A 20,473-nucleotide genomic window follows, 5' to 3' on the forward strand; every position below is an offset into this window, starting at 1 on the left:
GCGGACCGCGCTGTGCGGTCCCCGACGATTGGGCTGAGCGATGATCGAGTTCCGATCGGTGACCAAGAGATTCCCCGACGGCACCCTCGCGGTCGACTCCTTCGACCTGGTCATCCCCCCGCGCAAGACGACGGTGCTGGTCGGCTCCTCGGGCTGCGGCAAGACCACCCTGCTCCGCATGATCAACCGGATGATCGACCCCACCTCGGGCAGCATCCTGATCGACGGCGAGGACACCGGCGGCCTCGAGCCCGTCAAGCTCCGTCGCCGCATCGGCTACGTGATGCAGAACTCCGGCCTGCTGCCGCACCGCAAGGTGATCGACAACGTGGCGACCGTGCCGATCCTGAACGGGACGCCGAAGCGCGAGGCCCGCGAGCACGCCCTCGAGCTGCTCGACACCGTGGGCCTAGACCGTTCGCTCGCCGACAAGTACCCCCGCCAGCTCTCGGGCGGTCAGCAGCAGCGCGTCGGCGTCGCCCGTGGCCTCGCGGCCGACCCGAACATCCTGCTGATGGACGAGCCCTTCGGTGCCGTCGACCCGATCGTGCGGGCCGAGCTGCAGCAGGAGACCATCCGCCTTCAGCAGGGTCTCGGCAAGACGGTCGTCTTCGTCACACACGACATCGACGAGGCGTTCCTGCTCGGCCACCAGGTCGTCATCCTGCAGAAGGGCGGGCACATCGCGCAGGCCGGGTCGCCGGCCGAGATCCTCGCCGCTCCCGCGAACGACTTCGTGGCCTCCTTCGTGGGAGCCGACAAGGGCAAGCGGGCGCTGCGCATCCAGCGGGTCGGCGACCGTGACGTCGTGATCGACGAGAACGGCACCCCGACGGGAGTCCTCCAGCCGTGAAGTGGCTCGAGTCGAACCTCGATCTCGTCTGGGAGCTCGTGCTGGCGCACATCGGCCTCAGCGTTCCGCCGATCCTGATCGGCTTCCTGGTCTCCATCCCGATCGGGTGGCTGGCGAACCGGTACCGGCCGTCCCGCGGTGTCATCCTCGTGGTGCTGGGGCTGCTCTACACGGTGCCGTCCATCCCGCTGTTCATCTTCATGCCGATCTTCCTCGGTACCCCGCTGCTCTCGCCGGTCAACGTGGTGGTCGCCCTGACCATCTACGCGGTCGCCCTGATGGTGCGCACCGCCGCCGACGGGCTCGCCTCGGTCGACGACGACACCCTGCTGGCCGCCTCGGCCATGGGCTACTCGGGCTGGCAGCGCTTCTGGCGGGTCGAGCTGCCGCTGAGCGGCCCCGTGCTCCTCAGCGGACTGCGCGTCGTCTCGGCGAGCACCGTGAGCCTCGCCACCCTCGGCGTGATCATCGGCGTGCAGAGCCTCGGCTACCTCTTCACCAACGGCTTCCAGCGGAACATCCCGGCCGAGGTGGTCACCGGCATCGTGGCGACGCTCGTCATCGCGGTGGTCTTCGACCTGCTGCTCGTGCTGATCGGCCGCCTGCTGCTGCCGTGGAGCACACCCGACCGGCGCCGCAGGGCCTCTCGCCGCACGACGCCCGCCCTCGTCGCCGGAGGCGTCTCGTGAACCTCGTGCTCGGCGGCATCGCCTGGATCCTCGACCCCGTGAACATGAACGGGCCCTCCGGCTGGATCGCGCGACTGCTCGAACAGCTCGGCTACACCTTCGGTGCGGTCGCCATCGCGGCGATCGTCGCCATCCCGCTCGGCTACGTCGTCGGCCACACCGGGCGCGGGCGCGACATCGCGGTCGCGTTCTCGGGAGGCCTGCGGGCCCTCCCGAGCCTGGGTGTGCTGATCCTGTTCGGCTTCGCCCTGGGCATCGGCTTCAAGGCGCCGATGCTCACCCTGGTCATCCTCGCCATCCCGCCGCTCCTCGCCGGCGCCTACGCCGGCTTCGAGGCCGTCGACCGCCGCACCATCGACGCGGCGCGCGCGGTCGGCATGACCGAGCTGCAGGTCGTCGGCAAGGTCGAGGTGCCGCTCGGGCTGCCGCTGCTGATCGGCGGCGTTCGGTCGAGCGTGCTCCAGGTCGTGGCCACCGCGACGCTCGCCGGCTACATCGGCGGCGGTGCCCTCGGCACCTTCATCTTCCAGGGTGCGGCGACGCGCAACTACGACATGATGCTCGGCGCGTCGATCCTCGTCACCGCACTGGCGCTGGTGCTCGAGGGAATCTTCGCCCTGCTGCAGAAGTTGGTGGTTCCACGGGGCGTCGTCGCCACGGGGCAGCAGAACGTCCGTGCGCGGTCATCCCGTTCGCGCGCGGTGATGGGATCCCCCATCCAAGAAGGGAAATGATCACATGTTCACAGCAATCACGAAAGGCCGGCTCGTCGCAGGGCTAGTCGCGGTCAGCGCAGCGGTGGCGCTGGCAGGGTGCTCGTCCGGCGATCCGCTGGACACCTCGTCCACGTCGGCGGCCGGCTCGACCGACGGCGGAGCCATCGTCATCGGCTCGCAGGCTTACTACTCCAACGAGATCATCGCGGAGATCTACGCGCAGGCTCTCGAGGCCAACGGCGTCGAGGTCACGCGCCAGTTCAACATCGGCCAGCGCGACGCCTACCTGCCCGCGCTCGAGAACGGCGAGGTGCAGCTGTTCCCGGAGTACTCCGGCAACCTGCTGCAGTACTACGACCCCGAGACCACCGCCAAGACCAGCGACGACGTCTACGCCGCCCTGGCCGGTGCCCTGCCCGAGGGCCTCGAGGTGCTCGACCAGTCGCCCGCCACCGACCAGGACTCCTACAACGTCACCAAGGAGTTCTCCGACGCCAACAGCGTCACGAGCCTGGAGGACCTCGCCAAGGTCACCACCCCGCTGACCCTCGGCGGCAACTCCGAGCTGCAGACCCGCCCCTACGGCCCCGACGGCCTGAAGAGCACCTACGACGTCACCGTCGGCTTCACGCCCATCGAGGACTCGGGCGGACCGCTCACCATCCAGGCGCTGAAGGACAACACGGTGCAGCTGGTGAACATCTACTCGGCCGACCCGAACATCAAGACCAACGACCTCGTGACGCTGGAGGACCCGAAGGGTCTCTTCCTCGCCTCGAACGTGGTGCCGCTGATCAACACCGACGCCGCCACCCCCGAGGTGACCGAGGTCATCAACAAGGTCAGCGCGGCGCTGACGGCCGAGGACCTGGTCGACCTCAACTCGCAGAGCGTCAACGACCAGGAGTCGCCCGACACCATCGCGAAGACCTGGCTCGAGAAGGTCGCGCTCTTCTAGGAGCCCGCACCTCGAGAGGTCACGAGGCCCCGCTCTCCCCGTCGTCGACGGGCGAGGGCGGGGCCTCCTCCATGTGCCGACGCTCGAGCCGGTTGATGACCTTCTTCACCACGAAGACGGCGACCACGAACAGCGCGATGGCTCCGACGAAGAGGTAGCCGGCCCAGTGCAGCTCGCGCGAGAGCTCCCGGTAGCCCCCGGCGGCGGCGCTGCCGACCGAGACGTAGGCGAGCGACCAGAGGATGCACGCCGGCACCGTCCAGGCCATGAAGCGGCGGTAGCGCATCGGGCTCATGCCCACCGTCAGCGGGATGAGCGAGTGCAGCACGGGGATGAACCGCGACAGGAAGACCGCGATGCCGCCACGGCGGGCCAGGTAGGTCTCGGCCCGCACCCAGTTCTTCTCACCGAGCCTCCGGCCGAGTCTCGACGCTCGCAGCCTCGGACCGAACCAGCGCCCGATCGCGAACCCGATGCTCTCGCCGGAGAGCGCTCCGATGATCACCACGATGACGAGCGACGTGTATTCAAGCGGCCCCTCGACCCCGGTCGCGGCCACCAGGACGACGCTGTCTCCCGGCACGACGAGTCCGATCAGGATGCTCGTCTCGAGCATGATCGCGACGCCAGCCAACAGGGTTCTGACCAGGGGATCCACCGACTGGACAGTATCCAGCACCCAGGACAGCGCCTCGTTCATGCTTGTATTCCACACCGCATGCCCGACACTCTAGCGGAGCGACCATGGGAATCCCCGATGGGTTTGGAACCTTGTATACAAGCAAGCTAAACTGAGGGTGTCGCAATCCACTGCGACGGCAGCGTGGCCTCACTTCCCACGCAAGGAGTACAGCGTGAACGAGCTGCTCGACCCCCTGATCCTCTCCCGCTGGCAGTTCGGCCTCACGACGATCTACCACTTCCTCTTCGTGCCCCTGACGATCGGGCTCGCGGTCACGGTGGCGATCTTCCAGACGGCCTGGGTGCGCACCGACAAGGAGAAGTACCTCCAGCTGACCCGGTTCTTCGGCAAGATCTTCCTGATCAACTTCGCCATGGGCGTCGTGACCGGAATCGTGCAGGAGTTCCAGTTCGGCATGAACTGGAGCGACTACTCCCGCTTCGTCGGCGACGTCTTCGGCGCTCCGCTGGCCCTGGAGGGTCTTCTCGCCTTCTTCCTGGAGGCCACCTTCATCGGCCTCTGGATCTTCGGATGGGACAGGCTGCCGAAGAAGCTCCACCTCGCCAGCATCTGGATCGCGGCCCTCGGCAGCGTGCTCTCGGCGTACTTCATCATCGCGGCGAACGCCTTCATGCAGAACCCGGTCGGCTTCCGCATCAACGAGGTCAAGGGCCGCGCCGAGCTGACGGACATCTGGGCGCTGCTGACGAACAAGGTCGCCCTCGCCGCCTTCCCGCACACGATCTTCGCCTGCTTCATGGTGACCGCCGGCCTGATCATCGCCGCGGCCGCCTGGCACCTCTACCGCAACCAGCACCTCGAGACCATGCGCCCGGCCCTGAAGTTCGGGCTCTGGATGATGGTGATCGCCGGCGGCCTCACCGTGCTCACCGGCGACCAGCTCGGCCTCGCGATGGTCGAGACCCAGCCCATGAAGATGGCGGCCGCCGAGGCGCTCTACAACACCTCGACGGGGGCGGCGGCATCCTTCTCGATCTTCACGCTCGGCACGCCCGACGGCACCAGCGAGCTGTTCTCGATCCGCATCCCGTACCTGCTCTCGTTCCTGTCGACGCACACCTTCGACGGCACGGTCGAGGGCATCAACGACCTGCAGGCGCAGTACGTGCAGGCGTACGGCCCCGGCGACTACACGCCCACGGTGTGGATCACCTACTGGGCCTTCCGCTGGATGATCGCGCTCGGCATGCTGCACGTGCTGATCGCCGTCACCGGCCTCTGGCTCACCCGCAAGGGCCGCGACCCGAAGTGGCGCTGGATGTGGCGGGTCGCCGTCTGGGCCTTCCCGCTCTCGCTCGGCGCCATGATCGTGGGCTGGATCTTCACCGAGATGGGCCGCCAGCCCTGGATCGTGTTCAGCCTGCTGAAGACCTCCGACGCCGTGTCGCCCGGCATCTCGGGGCTCGACGTGCTGATCTCGCTGATCGCGTTCACCGCGGTCTACGGCACCCTCGCGGTCGTCGAGTTCCGGCTGATCAAGAAGGCCATCCAAGAGGGGCCCGAGGCGGCCCCCGAGCCCGACCCCGAGACCGGCGAGCTCCAGCACACGGCCACGGTCTACTAGGCCGGGAGAGACAACATCATGGACCTGACCATCCTGTGGTTCTGCATCGTCGGCTTCCTCTTCGTGGGGTACTTCGTGCTCGACGGCTTCGACTTCGGCGTCGGCATGTCGCTGCCCTTCCTCGGCAAGGACGACACCGACCGGCGCGTGCTGATCAACACCATCGGCCCCGTCTGGGATCTCAACGAGACCTGGGTGATCGTCGCCGGCGCCGCCCTGTTCGCCGCCTTCCCCGAGTGGTATGCCACCCTGTTCAGCGGCTTCTACCTGCCGCTGCTGCTCATCCTGATCGCCCTGATCCTGCGCGGCGTCTCGTTCGAGTACCGCCACCAGCGCCCCGAGAAGGCCTGGAAGGCCCGCTTCGACCGGATGATCGTGGTCGGCTCGGCCGTGCCCGCCTTCCTCTGGGGCGTGGCGTTCGCCAACATCGTGCAGGGCGTGGCGCTGGATGCGAACCACGACTACACCGGCAGCGTGTTCGACCTGCTGAACCCCTACGCCCTCCTCGGCGGCCTCACGACGCTGCTGCTCTTCTTCACCCACGGCGTGGTGTTCGTGTCGCTGAAGACCGACGGCGACATCCGGGCCCGCGCGCGCACGCTCGCCACCCGCTCGGGAGCGGTCACGATCGTCGTCGCGGCGACCTTCCTCGTCTGGACGACGCTCGCCTACGGCAGCCTGCTCTCGGCGGTGTTCGCGCTCGTGGCCGCCGTCGCACTGGTCGTCTCGTTCCTCGCCAACATCCGGGGCCGTGAGGGGACGGCGTTCGCGCTGATGGCCGGCACCATCGGCTTCGCGGTGCTCAGCCTGTTCGCCTCGCTCTTCCCCGACGTGATGCCCGCCTCGAACGACGCGGCGAACAGCCTGACGATCGCGAACGCGTCCTCGTCGGCGTACACGCTGCAGATCATGAGCTGGGTGGCGCTGATCTTCCTGCCGCTGATCCTCGCCTACCAGGGCTTCACCTACTGGATCTTCCGCAAGCGGGTCACCCGCGCCCACATCCCGGTCGAGGCGGCACACTAGTACCGTGCGTCCCGTCGATCCCCGGCTCCTCCGCTACGCGGCGTCGGCCCGGGCGTTCTTCGCCGCCGGCGGCGTGCTGGCGCTCGGGCAGACCGCCGCGATCGTCGCCTTCTCCTGGCTGGTCACGCAGATCGTCGTCGGCGCGATCGACGGCTCGTCGCTCTCCGAGCTGACCCCGTGGCTCGGCGCGCTCGCCGCCGTCGTGGCCCTCCGATTCGCCCTCGGCTGGCTGGCCGAGTACAACGCGGCCCGAGGAGCCGCGGTCGTGAAGAGCGAGCTGCGCCGCCGCGTGCTCTCCGCCGTCACCCGGCTCGGCCCGGGCTGGCTCGGCGGCCGCAGCAGCACCGCGGTCGGCGTCACCGCCGGGCCGGGGCTCGACGCCCTCGACACCTACTTCTCGAAGTACCTCCCGCAGCTCATCCTCACGGCGATCGCCATGCCGCTCGTGGTGCTCACGATCTGGTCGCAGGACTGGATCTCGGGGCTCACGGTCACCCTCACCCTGCCGCTCATCCCGATCTTCATGATCCTGATCGGCTGGGCCACCCAGACCGTGCAGCAGCGCCAGTTCGAGAAGCTGACCCGGCTCTCGACGGCCTTCCTCGACGTGGTGGGCGGGCTGTCGACGCTGACGGTGTTCGGTCGGCAGCACCGGCAGGCCGCCCGCATCCGCACCGTCACCGAGGAGTACCGGACGCAGACGATGAAGGTGCTGCGGGTGTCGTTCCTCAGCGGCTTCGCGCTCGAGCTGGCGGCGAGCCTGTCGGTGGCGCTCGTGGCGGTGTCGATCGGCGTGCGGCTGATCGACGGCAGTCTCGGGCTCGGCGTGGGGCTGTTCGTGCTGCTGCTCGCGCCCGAGGCGTTCCTGCCGCTCCGCAACGTGGGTGCACAGTTCCATGCGGCGGCCGACGGGGTGGCGGCGTCGACGTCGGTGTTCGAGATCCTCGACGAGGCGGCGGGTTCGGCTGGGGCGGGTGCTGGTGCGGCGGCGACGGATGCGCGGTCGGCGGCTCCCGTCGGCGCCCCTGCTGTGGCCTCCTCGGCCGGGGCCCCGGGTACGGCCGGCCTCGAGGTGCGGGGGCTCGGTGTGCGGTACGGGGAGACGGTGGCGTTCGAAGGGCTTCAGGCGAGCATCCGTCGCGGTGCGGTCACGGCGGTCACGGGGCCGAGCGGCAGCGGCAAGACCTCGTTCGTGAACGCCCTGCTCGGCTTCGTGCCGGTCGAGGGGCGGATGCTCGTCGGCGGCCGCGACGTCACCGACGATCCGGCACCGCGACCCTGGCTCGCGTGGGCGGGGCAGCGCGCCGCGCTCGTGGAGGGCAGCGTGCTCGAGAACGTGGCGCTCGGCGACGGCGCGCCCGACGCCGCGCGTGCCCGGGCGGCCCTCGACCTCGTGGGAGGCGCGGGCATCCGCCTCTCAGAGGGCATCGACCCGCGCGGCGGTGGGCTGTCGGGCGGGCAGGCGCAGCGCGTGTCGAGCGCGCGGGCCGTGTACCGGGCCCGGGCGCTCGACTGCCCGGTCGTGGTGTTCGACGAGCCGACGTCGGCGCTGGACGCCGGGACGGAGGCGGAGTTCATCCGGAGTCTGCGCGCACTGGCCGAGGAGGGGCGCGCCGTGATCGTCGTGAGCCACCGGCCCGCGGTGACGGCGTCGGCCGACGAGCGGCTGGTGTTCGCGGCGCCTTCGGCCGCGCATCCGCTCGTCGTGCCCGCCGGGGCCCGCGGAGGTGTCGCGTGAACCGGCGGGAGGTGCTGCGGCTCGCCCAGCCGCCGCTGCTGCGCTTCGCGCCCGGGGTGGCGCTCGGGATGCTCAGCGCGCTCTGCGCCGTGGGGCTGCTCGGGGTGTCGGCGTGGCTGATCACGCGGGCGGCTGAGCAGCCACCGATCCTGTTCCTGTCGGCCGCGATGGTGGGGGTGCGGGCGTTCGCGCTGGGGCGGGCGACCTTCCGGTACCTGGAGCGGCTCGTGGGGCACGACGCGGCGTTCGCGACCATGCCGGCGCTGCGCGTCGGCGTGTACGAGCGGCTCGTACCGGTCGCGCCCGACGGGCTGGGTTCGGCGCGGAGCGGAGACCTGCTCAGCCGGCTCGTGTCGGATGTCGACGAGCAGCAGAACCTGCCGCTCCGCGTGCTGCAGCCGCTCGTGGTGTCGGGGCTGACCTCCGCCGCCGTGGTCGTCGTGGTGTGGCTGCTGCTGCCGGCGGCCGGACTCGTGCTGCTGCTGTCGCTCGTCGCCGCGCTGCTCGTCGGCACCGTGCTGAACGCCGCCCTGTCGGGGCGGGCCGAGCAGGCGGTCGCGGGGTTGCGGGGGACGCACCGGGCGGCGCTCGCGGACTACCTGACGAATCTCGACGTGCTGGTGGCGTACGGGGCCGACCGGGCTGCGCTCGCCTCCCTGGATGAAGCCGATGCCGCGCTGACCGCCGCATCACGGCGGCGGGCTGTGGGGGCCGGGGCGACGGCGGCCGCCGTGACGTTCTTCGCGGGGCTCGCGACCGTGTTGACGCTCGTGGTGGGGGTGCCGGCGCTCGGGGCGGGTGCCGTCTCGGGCTCGGGCGGGTTCGACGGGCCGGCGCTCGCCGTGGTGGCGCTGGTGCCGTTGGCGGCCTTCGAGGTGTTCGCGATGATCCCGCTGGCGGCGGGGGCGTGGCGGCAGGTGCGGGCGAGCGCCGACCGCATCGCGTCGGTGGTGCCGTCCGGCGTGCCGGCGTCGATCCCCGTCGACGGGCCTTCTGCGGTCCGACCGGCACCCGAGGTCTTCACGAGGCTGTCGCTGCGGGATGTCACGGCGCAGTGGCCTGGTGCCTCCTCACCCGCGCTGGCGCCCGTCTCGCTCGATCTCTCCCCGGGCGACCGCGTGCTCGTGCGCGGGGAGAGCGGCGCGGGCAAGACCACGCTCGCGCACGTGCTCGTGCGCTTCCTGGAGTACAGCGGCAGCTACCGGCTGAACGGGCACGAGGCGCGGGAGTACCCGGTCGACGCCGTGCGGCAGGTCGTCGGGCTGTGCGAGCAGCGGCCGCACCTGTTCGACGACGACATCCGTCAGAACCTGCTCTTCGCCCGCGACACGGCCACCGACGAGGAGCTGCTCGCCGTGCTCGACCGCGTCGGGCTGGGGTCGTGGGTGCAGGCCCGCGGCGGGCTGACGGCACGTGTGGGGGAGCGCGGCGCCCTCGTCTCGGGCGGACAGGCGCAGCGCCTGGCGCTCGCCCGCGCCCTGCTCGCGGGCTTCCCGGTGCTCGTCCTCGACGAGCCGACGGCCAACGTCGATCCCGAGCAGGCCGATGCCCTGCTCACCGACCTGCTCGCGGCGGCCGCCGCCGCGTCCCGCGCCGTGCTCCTCATCGCGCACACCCCCGTGCCGCCCGCCCTCGTCACCCGCACCCTCACCCTCCTCCCTCCTGGCGAGTCGCCAAAAACCGCCCTCTAGCGGCCTGTTCAGGGCGGTTATAGGCGAGTCGCCAGGAGGTCGTGGGGGCGCGCGCGGGTGGGGGGCGGGCGGGCGGGCGGGTGCGCGGCGGGTCAGAGGGGGCGGGAGAGGGCCGCGAGGCGGCGGCGCCAGGTGGCCGCACGGGTGGGGCGCGCCGCGGTGGCCGGGCCGCCGATCCAGCCGTCGACCACGGTGATGCCGTGCAGGGCACTGACCGACCAGACCTCGCAGCCCTCGAGGTCGGCCGGGCGGGCACGCTCCTCCACGACGCGGGTTCCGGTGGCGGTGGCGATCAGGCGGATGCTCCGGGCCGTCACGCTCGCCACCCGAGGGAGGTCGCCCGCCGGCGCGACCAGCGTCTCGTCGCGCCACCACAGCAGCGCCGACGTGCTGCCGTCCACCACCAGGCCGTCGCGGAGCAGCACCAGCTCGTCGGCCCCGTCCTCCTGGGCGGCGGCGCGGAGGGCGAGGAGCGCCTCGAGGTCGGGCCCCTTCGTGCGCGGCACGGTGCGCGGGTCGGGGCCGACGTGGGTCGCGAGCACCGTGGTCGTGCGCAGGCGCGGGGCGACTCGGGCGCGCAGGCGCAGCTGGGGTCCCGAATCCGTCTGCGCCAGTTCGACCCGCGGGAACAGGGCGGTTCCGGCGTAGGAGCGGAGGCGGCCCACGGCGGCGCCCCAGAAGGTCTCGGCGTCAGCGCGCATCCGCTCGCCCGTCGCCGCGAGGAACCGCTCACGGTGCGTGTCGAGCGCCCGCACCCGGCCCTCGGGGGAGACGTACCAGGAGTCGGCCGCCGTGAGCGCGTGGTGCGGGGCGAGCTCGGTCTCGACGAGGGCGCCGTTCTGCCAGACGAAGCTGGCGGGGGCGTCGGCCACGGGGTGGCTCCTCTCGGTGGTGCCTTCAACGCTAGTGCAGGGTGTCGGTGCGGGCGGGCATCCGGAACCCCGACCGGCTGCGAACCGGGGGCCCGGCGGGAACACGGCGGGATTCGCTACTGTTGTTCACTGGTGCGCCCTGCGCGCCTCCCCAGCGACCCACCCTCTGGCACCAGCTGTCGATCCCGGTGGTGAGCCGCGCCAGCAACGAATGTGAGTCACCGTGAACACCTCTGCCCCCGACGGACGGTCCGACAACCCCGGTCAGCCCGACGACGAGCGCGACGGCGCCGAGCGCTACGACTACCGCGCCCTGCAGGACAAGTGGCTGCCGGTCTGGGAGGAGCAGAAGCCCTTCCGCACCGACATCGAGGGCGACAAGCGCCCGCGCAAGTACGTGCTCGACATGTTCCCCTACCCCTCGGGCGACCTGCACATGGGGCACGCCGAGGCCTACGCGCTCGGTGACGTCGTGGCGCGCTACTGGCGCCAGCAGGGCTTCAACGTGCTGCACCCGATCGGCTGGGACTCGTTCGGCCTGCCCGCCGAGAACGCCGCCATCAAGCGCGGCCTCGACCCGCGCCAGTGGACCTACGACAACATCGAGCAGCAGCACTCGAGCTTCAAGAAGTACGCCGGCTCGTTCGACTGGGACCGCGTGCTGCACACGAGCGACCCCGAGTACTACAAGTGGAACCAGTGGCTGTTCCTGAAGATGTACGAGAAGGGCCTGGCGTACCGCAAGGCCAGCTGGGTCAACTGGGACCCGGTGGACCAGACCGTGCTCGCCAACGAGCAGGTGCTGCCCGACGGCACCTCCGAGCGCTCGGGCGCCGTCGTGGTGAAGAAGAAGCTGACGCAGTGGTACTTCCGCATCACCGACTACGCCGACCGGCTGCTCGACGACCTGAAGCAGCTGGAGGGCACCTGGCCCGCCAAGGTGATCGCGATGCAGCGCAACTGGATCGGGCGTTCGATCGGCGCCGACGTCGACTTCGCGGTCGAGGGTCGTTCGGAGCCCGTCACCGTGTTCACGACGCGGCCCGACACGCTGTACGGGGCGACGTTCATGGTGGTCGCACCCGACTCCGACCTGGCGATCGAGCTGGCCGCGGGGTCGCCGTCCGCTGAGGTGCAGGCGCGCTTCTCGACGTATCTGGCCGAGGTGCAGAAGTCGTCGGAGACCGAGCGTCAGGCCACCGACCGGCCGAAGACCGGCATCTTCCTCGAGCGGTACGCGATCAACCCCGTCAACGGTGAGCGCCTGCCGATCTGGGCCGCCGACTACGTGCTGGCCGACTACGGCCACGGCGCCGTGATGGCCGTGCCCGCGCACGACCAGCGCGACCTCGACTTCGCGCGCGCCTTCGGGCTGCCCGTACGCGTCGTGGTCGACACGCTGCAGCCGGTCACCGGGGTCATCCCGGTGCTCGACCCCGACGACCTGCCCGAGCTGGAGGACCTCAACCCCGGCACCACCGGCATCGCCCTGGCCGGTGAGGGGCGCCTGATCAACTCGGGGCCGCTCGACGGACTGTCGAAGTCGAACGCGATCCGCAAGATCATCGAGATCCTCGAGGCGGCCGGCACCGGGCGGCCGGCGAAGAACTACCGTCTGCGCGACTGGCTGATCTCACGGCAGCGGTACTGGGGCACGCCGATCCCGATCATCCACGGAGCCGACGGCACGGAGTACCCCGTGCCCGAGGACCAGCTTCCGGTCGAGCTGCCGCCGACCGAGGGGCTCAACCTGACCCCCAAGGGCTCGTCGCCGCTCGGGGCCGCCGAGGACTGGGTGAACGTGCCCAATCCCGTCGACGGCTCGCCCGCGCGCCGCGACCCCGACACGATGGACACCTTCGTCGACAGCTCGTGGTACTTCCTGCGCTTCCTGTCGCCCAACGACTCCACGCAGGCCTTCGACCCGCGCGAAGTCGACAAGTGGGCGCCGGTCGACCAGTACGTCGGCGGCGTGACGCACGCGATCCTGCACCTGCTGTACGCCCGCTTCATCACCAAGGTGCTGTTCGACCTCGGCTACGTCGGCTTCACCGAGCCCTTCAGCGCGCTGCTGAACCAGGGCATGGTGCTGATGGACGGCTCGGCCATGTCGAAGTCCAAGGGCAACCTGGTGCGGCTCTCCGACCAGCTCGACGAGCACGGTGTGGATGCGGTGCGCCTGACGATGGCGTTCGCCGGGCCTCCCGAGGACGACATCGACTGGGCCGACGTGTCGCCGGCCGGGTCCGCGAAGTTCCTGGCGCGGGCGTGGCGACTCGTGCTCGACGTGACTTCTCCGCCGTCGGTGAACTGGCGTGACGGTGACCGTGCGCTGCGACGACAGACCCATCGCTTCCTCGCGGAGGCACCGGGCCTGATCGAGGCGTTCAAGTTCAACGTCGTCGTCGCGCGCCTGATGGAGCTCGTCAACGCGGCCCGCAAGGCCATCGACTCGGGCCCCGGCGGCGGCGACCCCGCCGTGCGCGAGGCCGTCGAGACGATCGCGCTCGGCCTGTCGCTCTTCGCGCCGTACACGGCCGAGGACATGTGGTCCCGCCTCGGCTACGAGCCCTCCGTCGCGAACTACGGCTGGCGCAAGGCCGACCCGTCGCTGCTCACCCAGGACCTCATGACCGCGGTCGTGCAGGTCGACGGCAAGGTGCGCGACCGGCTCGAGGTCTCGCCCAAGGTCGAGGGTGCCACGCTCGAGGAGTCGGCGCGCGCGCTGCCGTCGGTGCAGCGGGCGATCGGCGACCGCACGGTCGTGACCGTCGTGGTGCGGGCGCCGCGGCTGGTGAACTTCGTCACCAAGCCTTCGTCGTAGGGAATTTTCCACAGGTTCGCTCTCCGCGTCTCGGGGTGGGGGCGGCGTTCGTAGGGTGACGGCATGTCACTGCCTGCGGCGCCGCCCCCTTCGTCGTCCTCCCCGTCTTCTCCGTCTTTTCGGGTTCGGGTGGGCGTGGGGGCGGCTGTCGTCCTGGTGGTGGCGGCCCTGGTCGCGTCGGTGCTCGTGACAGCTCTCACTCCGGTCGGTGCGACGACGGTTGTTCCGGATGCTCGTGCCGGCGGTTCCTCGTCGCCATCACCTGCCCCGCCGCCGCCGGGTGCCGGGCCCTCGTCGGCGTCGTCTTCTCTGTCCGAGCCCGTTCCGCCTGCCGCGCCGGCGCTTCTCGTGCACGTCCTCGGTGCCGTGGCTGCGCCGGGGGTGTACGAGCTGGGCGCCGGTTCGCGGGTGGTCGACGGTGTCGCGGCGGCGGGCGGGTTCGCGCCCGCCGCCGACAGTGCTTCGGTCAACCTCGCCCGCCCGCTCGTCGACGGGGAGCAGCTGCGGGTTCTCGCGGTCGGGGAGGCACCGCCCCCGGCGCTGCCGGGTGGGCCGCCGGGCTCTGCTGTGGCACCGGGCGGCGCGTCCGCTCCGGGCGGAGCCGCCCCGGGCGGAGCCGCCCCGTTGGTGAACCTGAACACGGCGACGGAGATCGACCTCGACACCCTGCCCCGCATCGGCCCGGCGATGGCCACCCGCATCGTCGCCTACCGCGACGCCAACGGCCCCTTCGCCTCGCTTGACGACCTCCTCCAGATCCCGGGCATCGGCGACAAGACCCTCGAGTCCCTCCGACCGCTCCTCACCCTCTGATGTCCGCCGCCCCCACCGCCCGCCCGGCCGTCTCCCCGGCGGTCGCCGGGCCTTCGCGCACGCCTCACGCCCGCCGACCTTCCCAGGGCGCCGACGGCCGCCCTGCGTGCGCGACGAACCCTCGGCAACCCGATGGCCGGTAACCTCGACCTGCGTCTCGCACCCGCCGCGGCAGCATCGTGGCTGACGGCGTGGATGCTCGGTCCCTGCGAAGGCCGGGTCGCAGCCGTGGCGGCCGCGGTGTCGTGGCTTGTCGCCGCCGGTTCCACCCTTGCCCTCGTGGTGAGACGCAGTCGGCACCCACACCACACGGGCCGGGCAGGACGTCACGGGCTTCGCGCTGTGGTTCCGGTGGCCGCGCTGGCGGTGGCTGCGGTGGCGCTCGTGGCGACGGCGGTCGCGGCGGGCGACGGGCTGCGGCGGCCCGGGGAGCTGGATGCCGGGCATCCGCGGCAGGGGAGTGCCGTGCTGGTCGTGACCGGAACGCCGCGGGTGGCGCAGTCAGGCTTCTTCGGCACCGGCGACGGAGACGGAGCGGACGGCGAGCGGATGCGGTTCGACGCCGAGCTCCGGGGCTTCACCGCCGGAGGGCGGAGCACCGCCGCCCGGGCCCCCGCGCTCGTGTTCGCCACGGTCGACGATGCGGCGGCCCTGACGATCGGGTCGAGCATCCGCGTCGAGGGGTCATTCGCGCCGCAGCCACGAGGGGAGTCGCACGACTACCTGCTCTTCGGGCGCTCACCGCCGGTCGTCACCGAACCCCCGCCGCCGACGCTCGCCTGGGCGGCCACGGTGCGAACCGCGTTCCGCACCGCCACGGCCGCACTGCCGGGCGACGGCGCCCAGCTGCTCACGGGCCTCGCGATCGGCGACGACAGCCGCGTCACCGACGATCTCCTGGACGACATGACGGTCTCCGGATTGACCCACCTCACCGCGGTCTCAGGAGCAAACTGCGCGATCGTCGTCACCGCCGTCATGCTCGTCGGCGGAGCCGCGGGCCTCGGCCGGCGTCTCCGCATCGCGGTCTCGATCGGCGTGCTCTCCCTCTTCGTCGTGCTCGTCACCCCCGAGCCGAGCGTGCTGCGGGCAGCGACCATGGCTGTCATCGTGCTCGCCGCCCTCGCGGCCGGGCGGCCGGCGGCGGGCATCCCGCCGCTCGCGCTCTCGGTGGTCGTGCTGCTCGCCCTCGACCCGTCGCTCGGACGCAGCGCCGGCTTCGCCCTCTCGGTGCTCGCCACCGGCGGTCTCCTCGTGCTGACCCGACCGCTGGCGGCAGCGGCGACGCGCGTGATGCCCCGACCGCTCGCACTCGCGCTCGCCGTCCCCGCCGCGGCGCAGCTCGCCTGCCAGCCGGTGCTGTTCCTCCTCGCCCCGCAGGTGACGCCGTACACGCTGCCCGCGAACCTCCTCGCCGAGCCGGCCGCCGCCCTGGTCAGCGTGCTCGGGCTGATCGTCTGCCTGGTCGGGGTGGTGGCACCCGGTCTGGCCTCGCTGCTCGCCTGGCTGCCGTGGCTGCCCTCCGCCTGGATCGCCGCCGTCGCCCGCTTCTTCGCCCACGCCCCGCTCGCCGCCGTGCCGATCCCCGACGGTGCCCTCGCAGCCGTGGCGGCGGTGATCGCCCTGCTGCTGATCGTCGCCGCGGCCCTCGCCGCGCCCCGGCGCCCCTGTCTCGCCCGCACGACGGCGCTCCTCGCGACGCTCGGCCTCGTCATAGCCGCCGGCTCGCTCGCGGGGTCGCAGCTCGCCCGCCTCACCTCGGTGCCGTCCGACTGGCAGCTCGCCGCCTGCGACATCGGCCAGGGCGACGCCGTGCTCGTCCGCAGCCGCGGCCAGACGGCACTGGTCGACGTCGGCCCCGACCCCGAGCCGCTCGCCGCGTGCCTCGAGCGCCTCGGCATCCGCCGCCTCGACCTGCTCGTGCTCACCCACTACGACCTCGACCACGTCGGCGGTCTCGACGCCGTGGTCGGCCGGGTCGACCGGGCTCTCGTCGGCCCGCCCGACGGCTCCCACGACGAGCGGATGCTCACCCGCCTCCACGACGCCGGAGCCGACGTCGTCCAGGCCCGCCGCGGCCTCACGGGCGCCCTCGGCGACGACCGCTGGGAGGTGGTCTGGCCCCGCCCGGGCACGCCCCTCCGCGGCAACGACGCGAGCGTCACCCTCCTCGTCACGGGTACGCTCCGGATGCTCTTCCTCGGCGACCTCGGAGAGTCGGCGCAGCGCGGGGTCGACGCCGGCGCCGCGCTCGGCCCGGTCGACGTCGTCAAGGTCGCCCACCACGGCAGCGCCGACCAGAGCCCCGAGCTGTACGCCGAGGCCGACGCGACCCTCGGAATCATCTCGGTCGGCGCGGACAACAGTTACGGCCATCCGACCGACCGCCTCCTCGGTATTCTCGGCCGCACGGGCACCCGCCCCCTCCGCACCGACATCGGCGGACTCACCCTGGTCAGCGGCACTTCCGCCTCCCTCGAAGTCTGGACTGAGCATCCGCCCCCACCCTGACCCGCCGCCCTGTTCGGCGCCCGGCCGGTCCGGCGCCCGGCCGGCCCGGCACCGGGCCGGGTCGTCGGTGGGGGCCGGTAGGCTGGCGGGGGAGTTCGAGAAGGGGTGGGCATGGCCGTCGCACGCGGGAGCCGGGCGCCGTCGAAGGCGGCGAAGCCGAGCGCCAAGGTCGCCATTCCGCAGCTCGAGTGGAACCAGGTGCGGCCCGCGCCCGTGGTGCTCGTGTCAGGCACCGAGACGTTTCTCGCCGAGCGGGCCATCCGGCAGCTGCGCGACCTCGTCAAGGCCGAAGATCCGAGCCTCGAGATCACCGACATCGAGGCGTCGTCGTACGGGCCGGGCGAGCTGCTGTCGCTCGCGAGCCCGTCGCTGTTCGGAGAGCCGCGACTCATCCGCGTCGCTGGGGTCGAGAAGTGCACCGACGCGCTGATCGAGGACGTCATCTCGTACCTCACGTACCCCGCTGACGACGTGTATCTCGTGCTGCGGCACGGCGGGGGCGTGCGCGGCAAGAAGATGCTCGAGGCGGTGCGGGCCGCGTCCGGGGTGGCGATCGAGATCGTCTGCGCCGAGATCAAGCGCGACTCCGACCGGTACGAATTCGCGTCGGCCGAGTTCCGGGCGCTGGGCAAGCGGGTGTCGCCCGGGGCGATCCGGGCGCTGGTGTCGGCGTTCAGCGACGACCTCGCGGAGCTGTCCGCGGCGTGTGCGCAGCTCGCGTCCGACTCCGCCGAGGAGATCACCGAGGTGACCGTCGAGCGCTACTACGGCGGACGGGTCGAGACCAACGCGTTCGCCGTGGCCGACTCGGCGATCGGCGGAGCGTACGGCGACGCGCTGGCGCTGCTGCGGCACGCCCTGGCGTCGGGCGCCGATCCGGTGCCGATCGTGGCGGCGTTCGCGATGAAGCTCCGCACCATGGCGAAGGTGCTCGGCACGCGCGGCGGCTCGGGCCAGCTGGCCGGCCAGCTCGGCATGGCGCCGTGGCAGATCGACCGCGCCCGGCGCGACCTCTCGGGCTGGACGGGCGAGGGCCTCGGCCGCAGCATCCAGGTGCTGGCCGAGACCGACGAGTCCATCAAGGGCGCCGGCCGCGACCCGGTCTTCGCCCTCGAGCACATGATCGGCGTCATCTCCTCCCGAGGCACCCTCTAACCCCCGCGGCCGGCCCGCCGGCCCGCCGGCCCCGCCGGCCCGCCGGCCCCGCCGGCCCGCCGGCCCCGCCCGCACCCCACCCCTGCGCGGTGGCGCTGAGTCGCGCCAACCCGCTGCACGGTGGCAGTGAGTCGCGCCAAACCGCAGCACTTTCCCGCGACTCAGCTCTCAGGGCAACACTTAGGCGCGACTCAGCCTCGGTGCGCTCATGCGGGCGTGGGAGGGTGAGTGGAAAGTGGGCGGCCGCACGACTGGCGCGGGATCTGCCGGAGGGTGAGCGGTGGGCGCCCGCGCGAACGGCGATGGCATCCGCCCGAGAGAGGCCCAGAGGCCTGAAAGGGCGGGTGCTGTACCGAGGCGCCGTCGGCCGCTCCCGACGCGGCGTTACGCCCGCGGCCGCCGGATGGCGCGGGACCTGCCGGAGGGTGAGCAGTGGGCGCCCGTGGGACGGCGAAGGGCCCCGCAGGAGCGGGGCCCTTCAGCGCCCGAAGGCCGGGTCCGGTACCGAGGCGCCGTCGGCCACTCCCGACGCGGCCGATGCGTCGGGGGCGCGGGGACGGCGAAGGGCCCCGCCGGAGCGGGGCCCTTCAGTGCCCGGGGATCGGGTGCGGTGCCGAGGCGCCGGCGGCGCGCGAAGCGCGTCCGAGGGCGTAGGAGCACCAGCGGCGCGGGGAGCGCCGCGGGCGGCTCAGAGAGCCGAGACCTGCTTGGCGATGGCCGACTTGCGGTTCGCCGCCTGGTTCTTGTGGATGACGCCCTTCGAGGCCGCCTTGTCGAGCTTCTTCGACGCGAGGTGCAGGGCCGAGGCGGCCTTGTCCTTGTCGCCGGCGACGACGGCCGCGCGGGTGGCGCGGATGGCGGTCTTGAGCTCGCTCTTGACGGCCTTGTTGCGCTCCTGGGCCTTCTTGTTGGTGCCGATGCGCTTGATCTGCGACTTGATGTTTGCCACGGAAATAACCTCTGTATCTGTTCGGATGAGTGCGGTGCGATGGTCCGCTGCGGCCGGGCCGCGGATGGAGCCACTCGCTGTTCGCACCCACCTTGTCGCGCGGATGCGTAAGCCAACAGGCAACATTACCAGGTAGAGCACCCACCGACAATCCGAGGCCGAAAACCGAGCAAAGGCCCCAGAGGCCCGGAGTACCGTAGAACCCTATGCCACGCCTAGCCGCCCACACCGACACGGTCCCGCCCTCGGGCATCCGCCGCCTGTTCGAACTGGCTCACTCGCTCGACGACGTCGTCTACCTCGTGGTGGGCGAGCCCGACGTCGCCGTCGATCCGGCCGTGCTCGCCGAGGGCGCCGCCGCCTGGGTGGCCGACGACACCGCCTACACACCGAACGGCGGCATCGCCGAGCTGCGCGAGGCGATCGTCGACACCGTGCGGGAGCAGAACGGCATCACCACCGAGCTCGAGCGCGTCTGGGTCACCGCCGGTGCCACCCAGGGCCTCTACCTCGCCATGTCGCTCCTGCTCGACCCGGGCGACGAGGCGCTCGTGCCCGACCCTGGCTACACGACCTTCACGATGAACGCCCACCTCGTCTCGGCCGTGCCGGTGCCCTACCCGCTCCGCCCGGCGGCCGGCTTCACGCCCGACCTCGACGAGCTCGACCGCCTGGTCACCCCGCGCACGCGGGTGCTGATCGTCAACTCGCCCTCCAACCCGCTCGGCGCCGTCTTCGACCGCGAGACCCTGGATGCCCTGCTCGACTTCGCCGAGCGCCACGACCTCTGGGTGATCAGCGACGAGGTCTACGAGCGCTTCACCTACGGCGTCGAGCACGTCAGCCTCGCCGCCCTGGCCGCCGAGCGCGGCGACGCGGCCGAGGACCGCGTGCTGACCGTCTTCTCGGCCTCCAAGACCTACGCGCTCACCGGCGCCCGCGTCGGCTGGCTGCTCACCCCGCCCGGCTTCGCGCCGCTCCTCCGCGCCGCCCAGGAGGCGATGGTCAGCTGCGTCAACACCCCCGCCCAGCGCGCCGTCGTCACGGCCCTCCGCGGCTCCCAGCAGCACGTCGCCGACGCGGCGCGGCACTACCGCGAGAACCTCGACGCCGCCGTCGCGCTCCTCAAAGAGAGGGGCATCGCCCATCTCGAACCCACTGGCGCCTTCTACCTCTGGGTCGACGTCTCCTACGCCACCGGCGGCGACGTCGCCGAGTGGGCCGAGCGCTTCCTGATCGAGCAGCGCGTCGCCGTGGCGCCCGGCAGCGCGTTCGGCCGCACGGGCGAGGGCTGGATTCGCCTCTGCGCCGCCGCCTCCACCGACGACCTGCTCGAGGGCATCCGGCGACTCCCGGCCCCACCAGCCGACCCGGCCCCACCCGCCGAGCCGGCCGCGCCGAAGGCCTGACC

General features: G+C 71.8%; 16 protein-coding genes. 13 read left to right on the forward strand and 3 right to left on the reverse strand.

What is annotated here, in order from left to right; all coding sequences use genetic code 11:
• The first annotated feature begins 40 nt into the window (after positions 1-40).
• The 4 genes from HQQ85_RS17895 to HQQ85_RS17910 are packed head-to-tail and all read left to right on the forward strand — an operon-like array spanning position 41 to position 3,216.
• Positions 41-853 (forward strand): ABC transporter ATP-binding protein, encoded by an 813-nt coding sequence (locus tag HQQ85_RS17895; RefSeq protein ID WP_173183827.1) that lies wholly within the window; start codon positions 41-43, stop codon positions 851-853.
• Positions 850-1,542, forward strand: a complete 693-nt coding sequence (locus HQQ85_RS17900) for an ABC transporter permease (RefSeq protein WP_173183828.1) — start codon at positions 850-852, stop codon at positions 1,540-1,542. The genes HQQ85_RS17895 and HQQ85_RS17900 overlap by 4 nt, the downstream gene beginning before the upstream one ends.
• Positions 1,539-2,276: an ABC transporter permease gene (locus tag HQQ85_RS17905; protein ID WP_371741951.1), complete on the forward strand. Its 738-nt coding sequence runs from the start codon at positions 1,539-1,541 to the stop codon at positions 2,274-2,276. Before HQQ85_RS17900 ends, HQQ85_RS17905 begins: the two co-directional genes overlap by 4 nt.
• Before the next feature lie 4 nt (positions 2,277-2,280).
• On the forward strand, positions 2,281-3,216 hold the full coding sequence (locus tag HQQ85_RS17910; RefSeq protein WP_173183829.1) for an ABC transporter substrate-binding protein: 936 nt from the start codon (positions 2,281-2,283) through the stop codon (positions 3,214-3,216).
• Positions 3,217-3,235: 19 nt separating this feature from the next.
• Here HQQ85_RS17910 and HQQ85_RS17915 read toward each other — a convergent pair whose 3' ends face one another.
• Positions 3,236-3,916 (reverse strand): DedA family protein, encoded by a 681-nt coding sequence (locus HQQ85_RS17915; protein WP_173183830.1) that lies wholly within the window; start codon positions 3,914-3,916, stop codon positions 3,236-3,238.
• Between the two features lie 154 nt (positions 3,917-4,070).
• Between HQQ85_RS17915 and HQQ85_RS17920 the strand changes: the two genes are divergently transcribed.
• The 4 genes from HQQ85_RS17920 to cydC are packed head-to-tail and all read left to right on the forward strand — an operon-like array spanning position 4,071 to position 9,938.
• Positions 4,071-5,483: a cytochrome ubiquinol oxidase subunit I gene (locus HQQ85_RS17920; protein ID WP_173183831.1), complete on the forward strand. Its 1,413-nt coding sequence runs from the start codon at positions 4,071-4,073 to the stop codon at positions 5,481-5,483.
• An 18-nt stretch (positions 5,484-5,501) separates the two neighbouring features.
• Complete coding sequence (cydB, locus tag HQQ85_RS17925) at positions 5,502-6,509, forward strand: cytochrome d ubiquinol oxidase subunit II (protein ID WP_173183832.1); 1,008 nt, start codon at positions 5,502-5,504, stop codon at positions 6,507-6,509.
• A gap of 4 nt (positions 6,510-6,513) precedes the next feature.
• Entirely contained in the window at positions 6,514-8,247 is a 1,734-nt protein-coding gene (cydD, locus tag HQQ85_RS17930; protein WP_173183833.1) for a thiol reductant ABC exporter subunit CydD, read from the forward strand.
• Positions 8,244-9,938: a thiol reductant ABC exporter subunit CydC gene (cydC, locus tag HQQ85_RS17935; protein ID WP_173183834.1), complete on the forward strand. Its 1,695-nt coding sequence runs from the start codon at positions 8,244-8,246 to the stop codon at positions 9,936-9,938. The genes cydD and cydC overlap by 4 nt, the downstream gene beginning before the upstream one ends.
• Before the next feature lie 92 nt (positions 9,939-10,030).
• Here cydC and HQQ85_RS17940 read toward each other — a convergent pair whose 3' ends face one another.
• The gene (locus HQQ85_RS17940; RefSeq protein WP_173183835.1) at positions 10,031-10,810 is read right to left on the reverse strand and encodes an aminotransferase class IV; all 780 of its coding nucleotides are present in this window, start codon (positions 10,808-10,810) and stop codon (positions 10,031-10,033) included.
• 223 nt (positions 10,811-11,033) lie between these two features.
• On the opposite strand from HQQ85_RS17940, the gene leuS reads away from it, so the two are divergent.
• From leuS to holA, 4 genes are all read left to right on the forward strand, one after another.
• A complete protein-coding gene (gene leuS, locus HQQ85_RS17945; protein WP_173183836.1) occupies positions 11,034-13,634 on the forward strand; it encodes a leucine--tRNA ligase in 2,601 nt (866 codons plus the stop codon).
• Positions 13,635-13,697: 63 nt separating this feature from the next.
• On the forward strand, positions 13,698-14,447 hold the full coding sequence (locus tag HQQ85_RS17950; RefSeq protein WP_173183837.1) for a ComEA family DNA-binding protein: 750 nt from the start codon (positions 13,698-13,700) through the stop codon (positions 14,445-14,447).
• A 342-nt stretch (positions 14,448-14,789) separates the two neighbouring features.
• Positions 14,790-16,958 (forward strand): ComEC/Rec2 family competence protein, encoded by a 2,169-nt coding sequence (locus tag HQQ85_RS17955; RefSeq protein WP_173183838.1) that lies wholly within the window; start codon positions 14,790-14,792, stop codon positions 16,956-16,958.
• Positions 16,959-17,069: 111 nt separating this feature from the next.
• Entirely contained in the window at positions 17,070-18,113 is a 1,044-nt protein-coding gene (gene holA, locus HQQ85_RS17960) for a DNA polymerase III subunit delta (RefSeq protein ID WP_173183839.1), read from the forward strand.
• Positions 18,114-18,801: 688 nt separating this feature from the next.
• Here holA and rpsT read toward each other — a convergent pair.
• The gene (rpsT, locus tag HQQ85_RS17965) at positions 18,802-19,062 is read right to left on the reverse strand and encodes a 30S ribosomal protein S20 (RefSeq protein WP_173183840.1); all 261 of its coding nucleotides are present in this window, start codon (positions 19,060-19,062) and stop codon (positions 18,802-18,804) included.
• A 206-nt stretch (positions 19,063-19,268) separates the two neighbouring features.
• Here rpsT and HQQ85_RS17970 point away from each other — a divergent pair, with 206 nt between their 5' ends.
• On the forward strand, positions 19,269-20,471 hold the full coding sequence (locus HQQ85_RS17970) for a pyridoxal phosphate-dependent aminotransferase (protein WP_173183841.1): 1,203 nt from the start codon (positions 19,269-19,271) through the stop codon (positions 20,469-20,471).
• Positions 20,472-20,473: the final 2 nt, after the last annotated feature.

This window comes from Herbiconiux sp. VKM Ac-2851 (assembly GCF_013205105.1).
Lineage (GTDB): Bacteria > Actinomycetota > Actinomycetes > Actinomycetales > Microbacteriaceae > Herbiconiux > Herbiconiux flava.

Coding starts and splice junctions, on each gene's coding strand:
- HQQ85_RS17895 (WP_173183827.1), top strand. CDS start 41: ATGATCGAGTTCCGATCGGTGACCAAGAGATTCCCCGACGGCACCCTC.
- HQQ85_RS17910 (WP_173183829.1), top strand. CDS start 2,281: ATGTTCACAGCAATCACGAAAGGCCGGCTCGTCGCAGGGCTAGTCGCG.
- HQQ85_RS17915 (WP_173183830.1), bottom strand. CDS start 3,916: ATGAACGAGGCGCTGTCCTGGGTGCTGGATACTGTCCAGTCGGTGGAT.
- cydB (WP_173183832.1), top strand. CDS start 5,502: ATGGACCTGACCATCCTGTGGTTCTGCATCGTCGGCTTCCTCTTCGTG.
- HQQ85_RS17950 (WP_173183837.1), top strand. CDS start 13,698: ATGTCACTGCCTGCGGCGCCGCCCCCTTCGTCGTCCTCCCCGTCTTCT.
- holA (WP_173183839.1), top strand. CDS start 17,070: ATGGCCGTCGCACGCGGGAGCCGGGCGCCGTCGAAGGCGGCGAAGCCG.
- HQQ85_RS17970 (WP_173183841.1), top strand. CDS start 19,269: ATGCCACGCCTAGCCGCCCACACCGACACGGTCCCGCCCTCGGGCATC.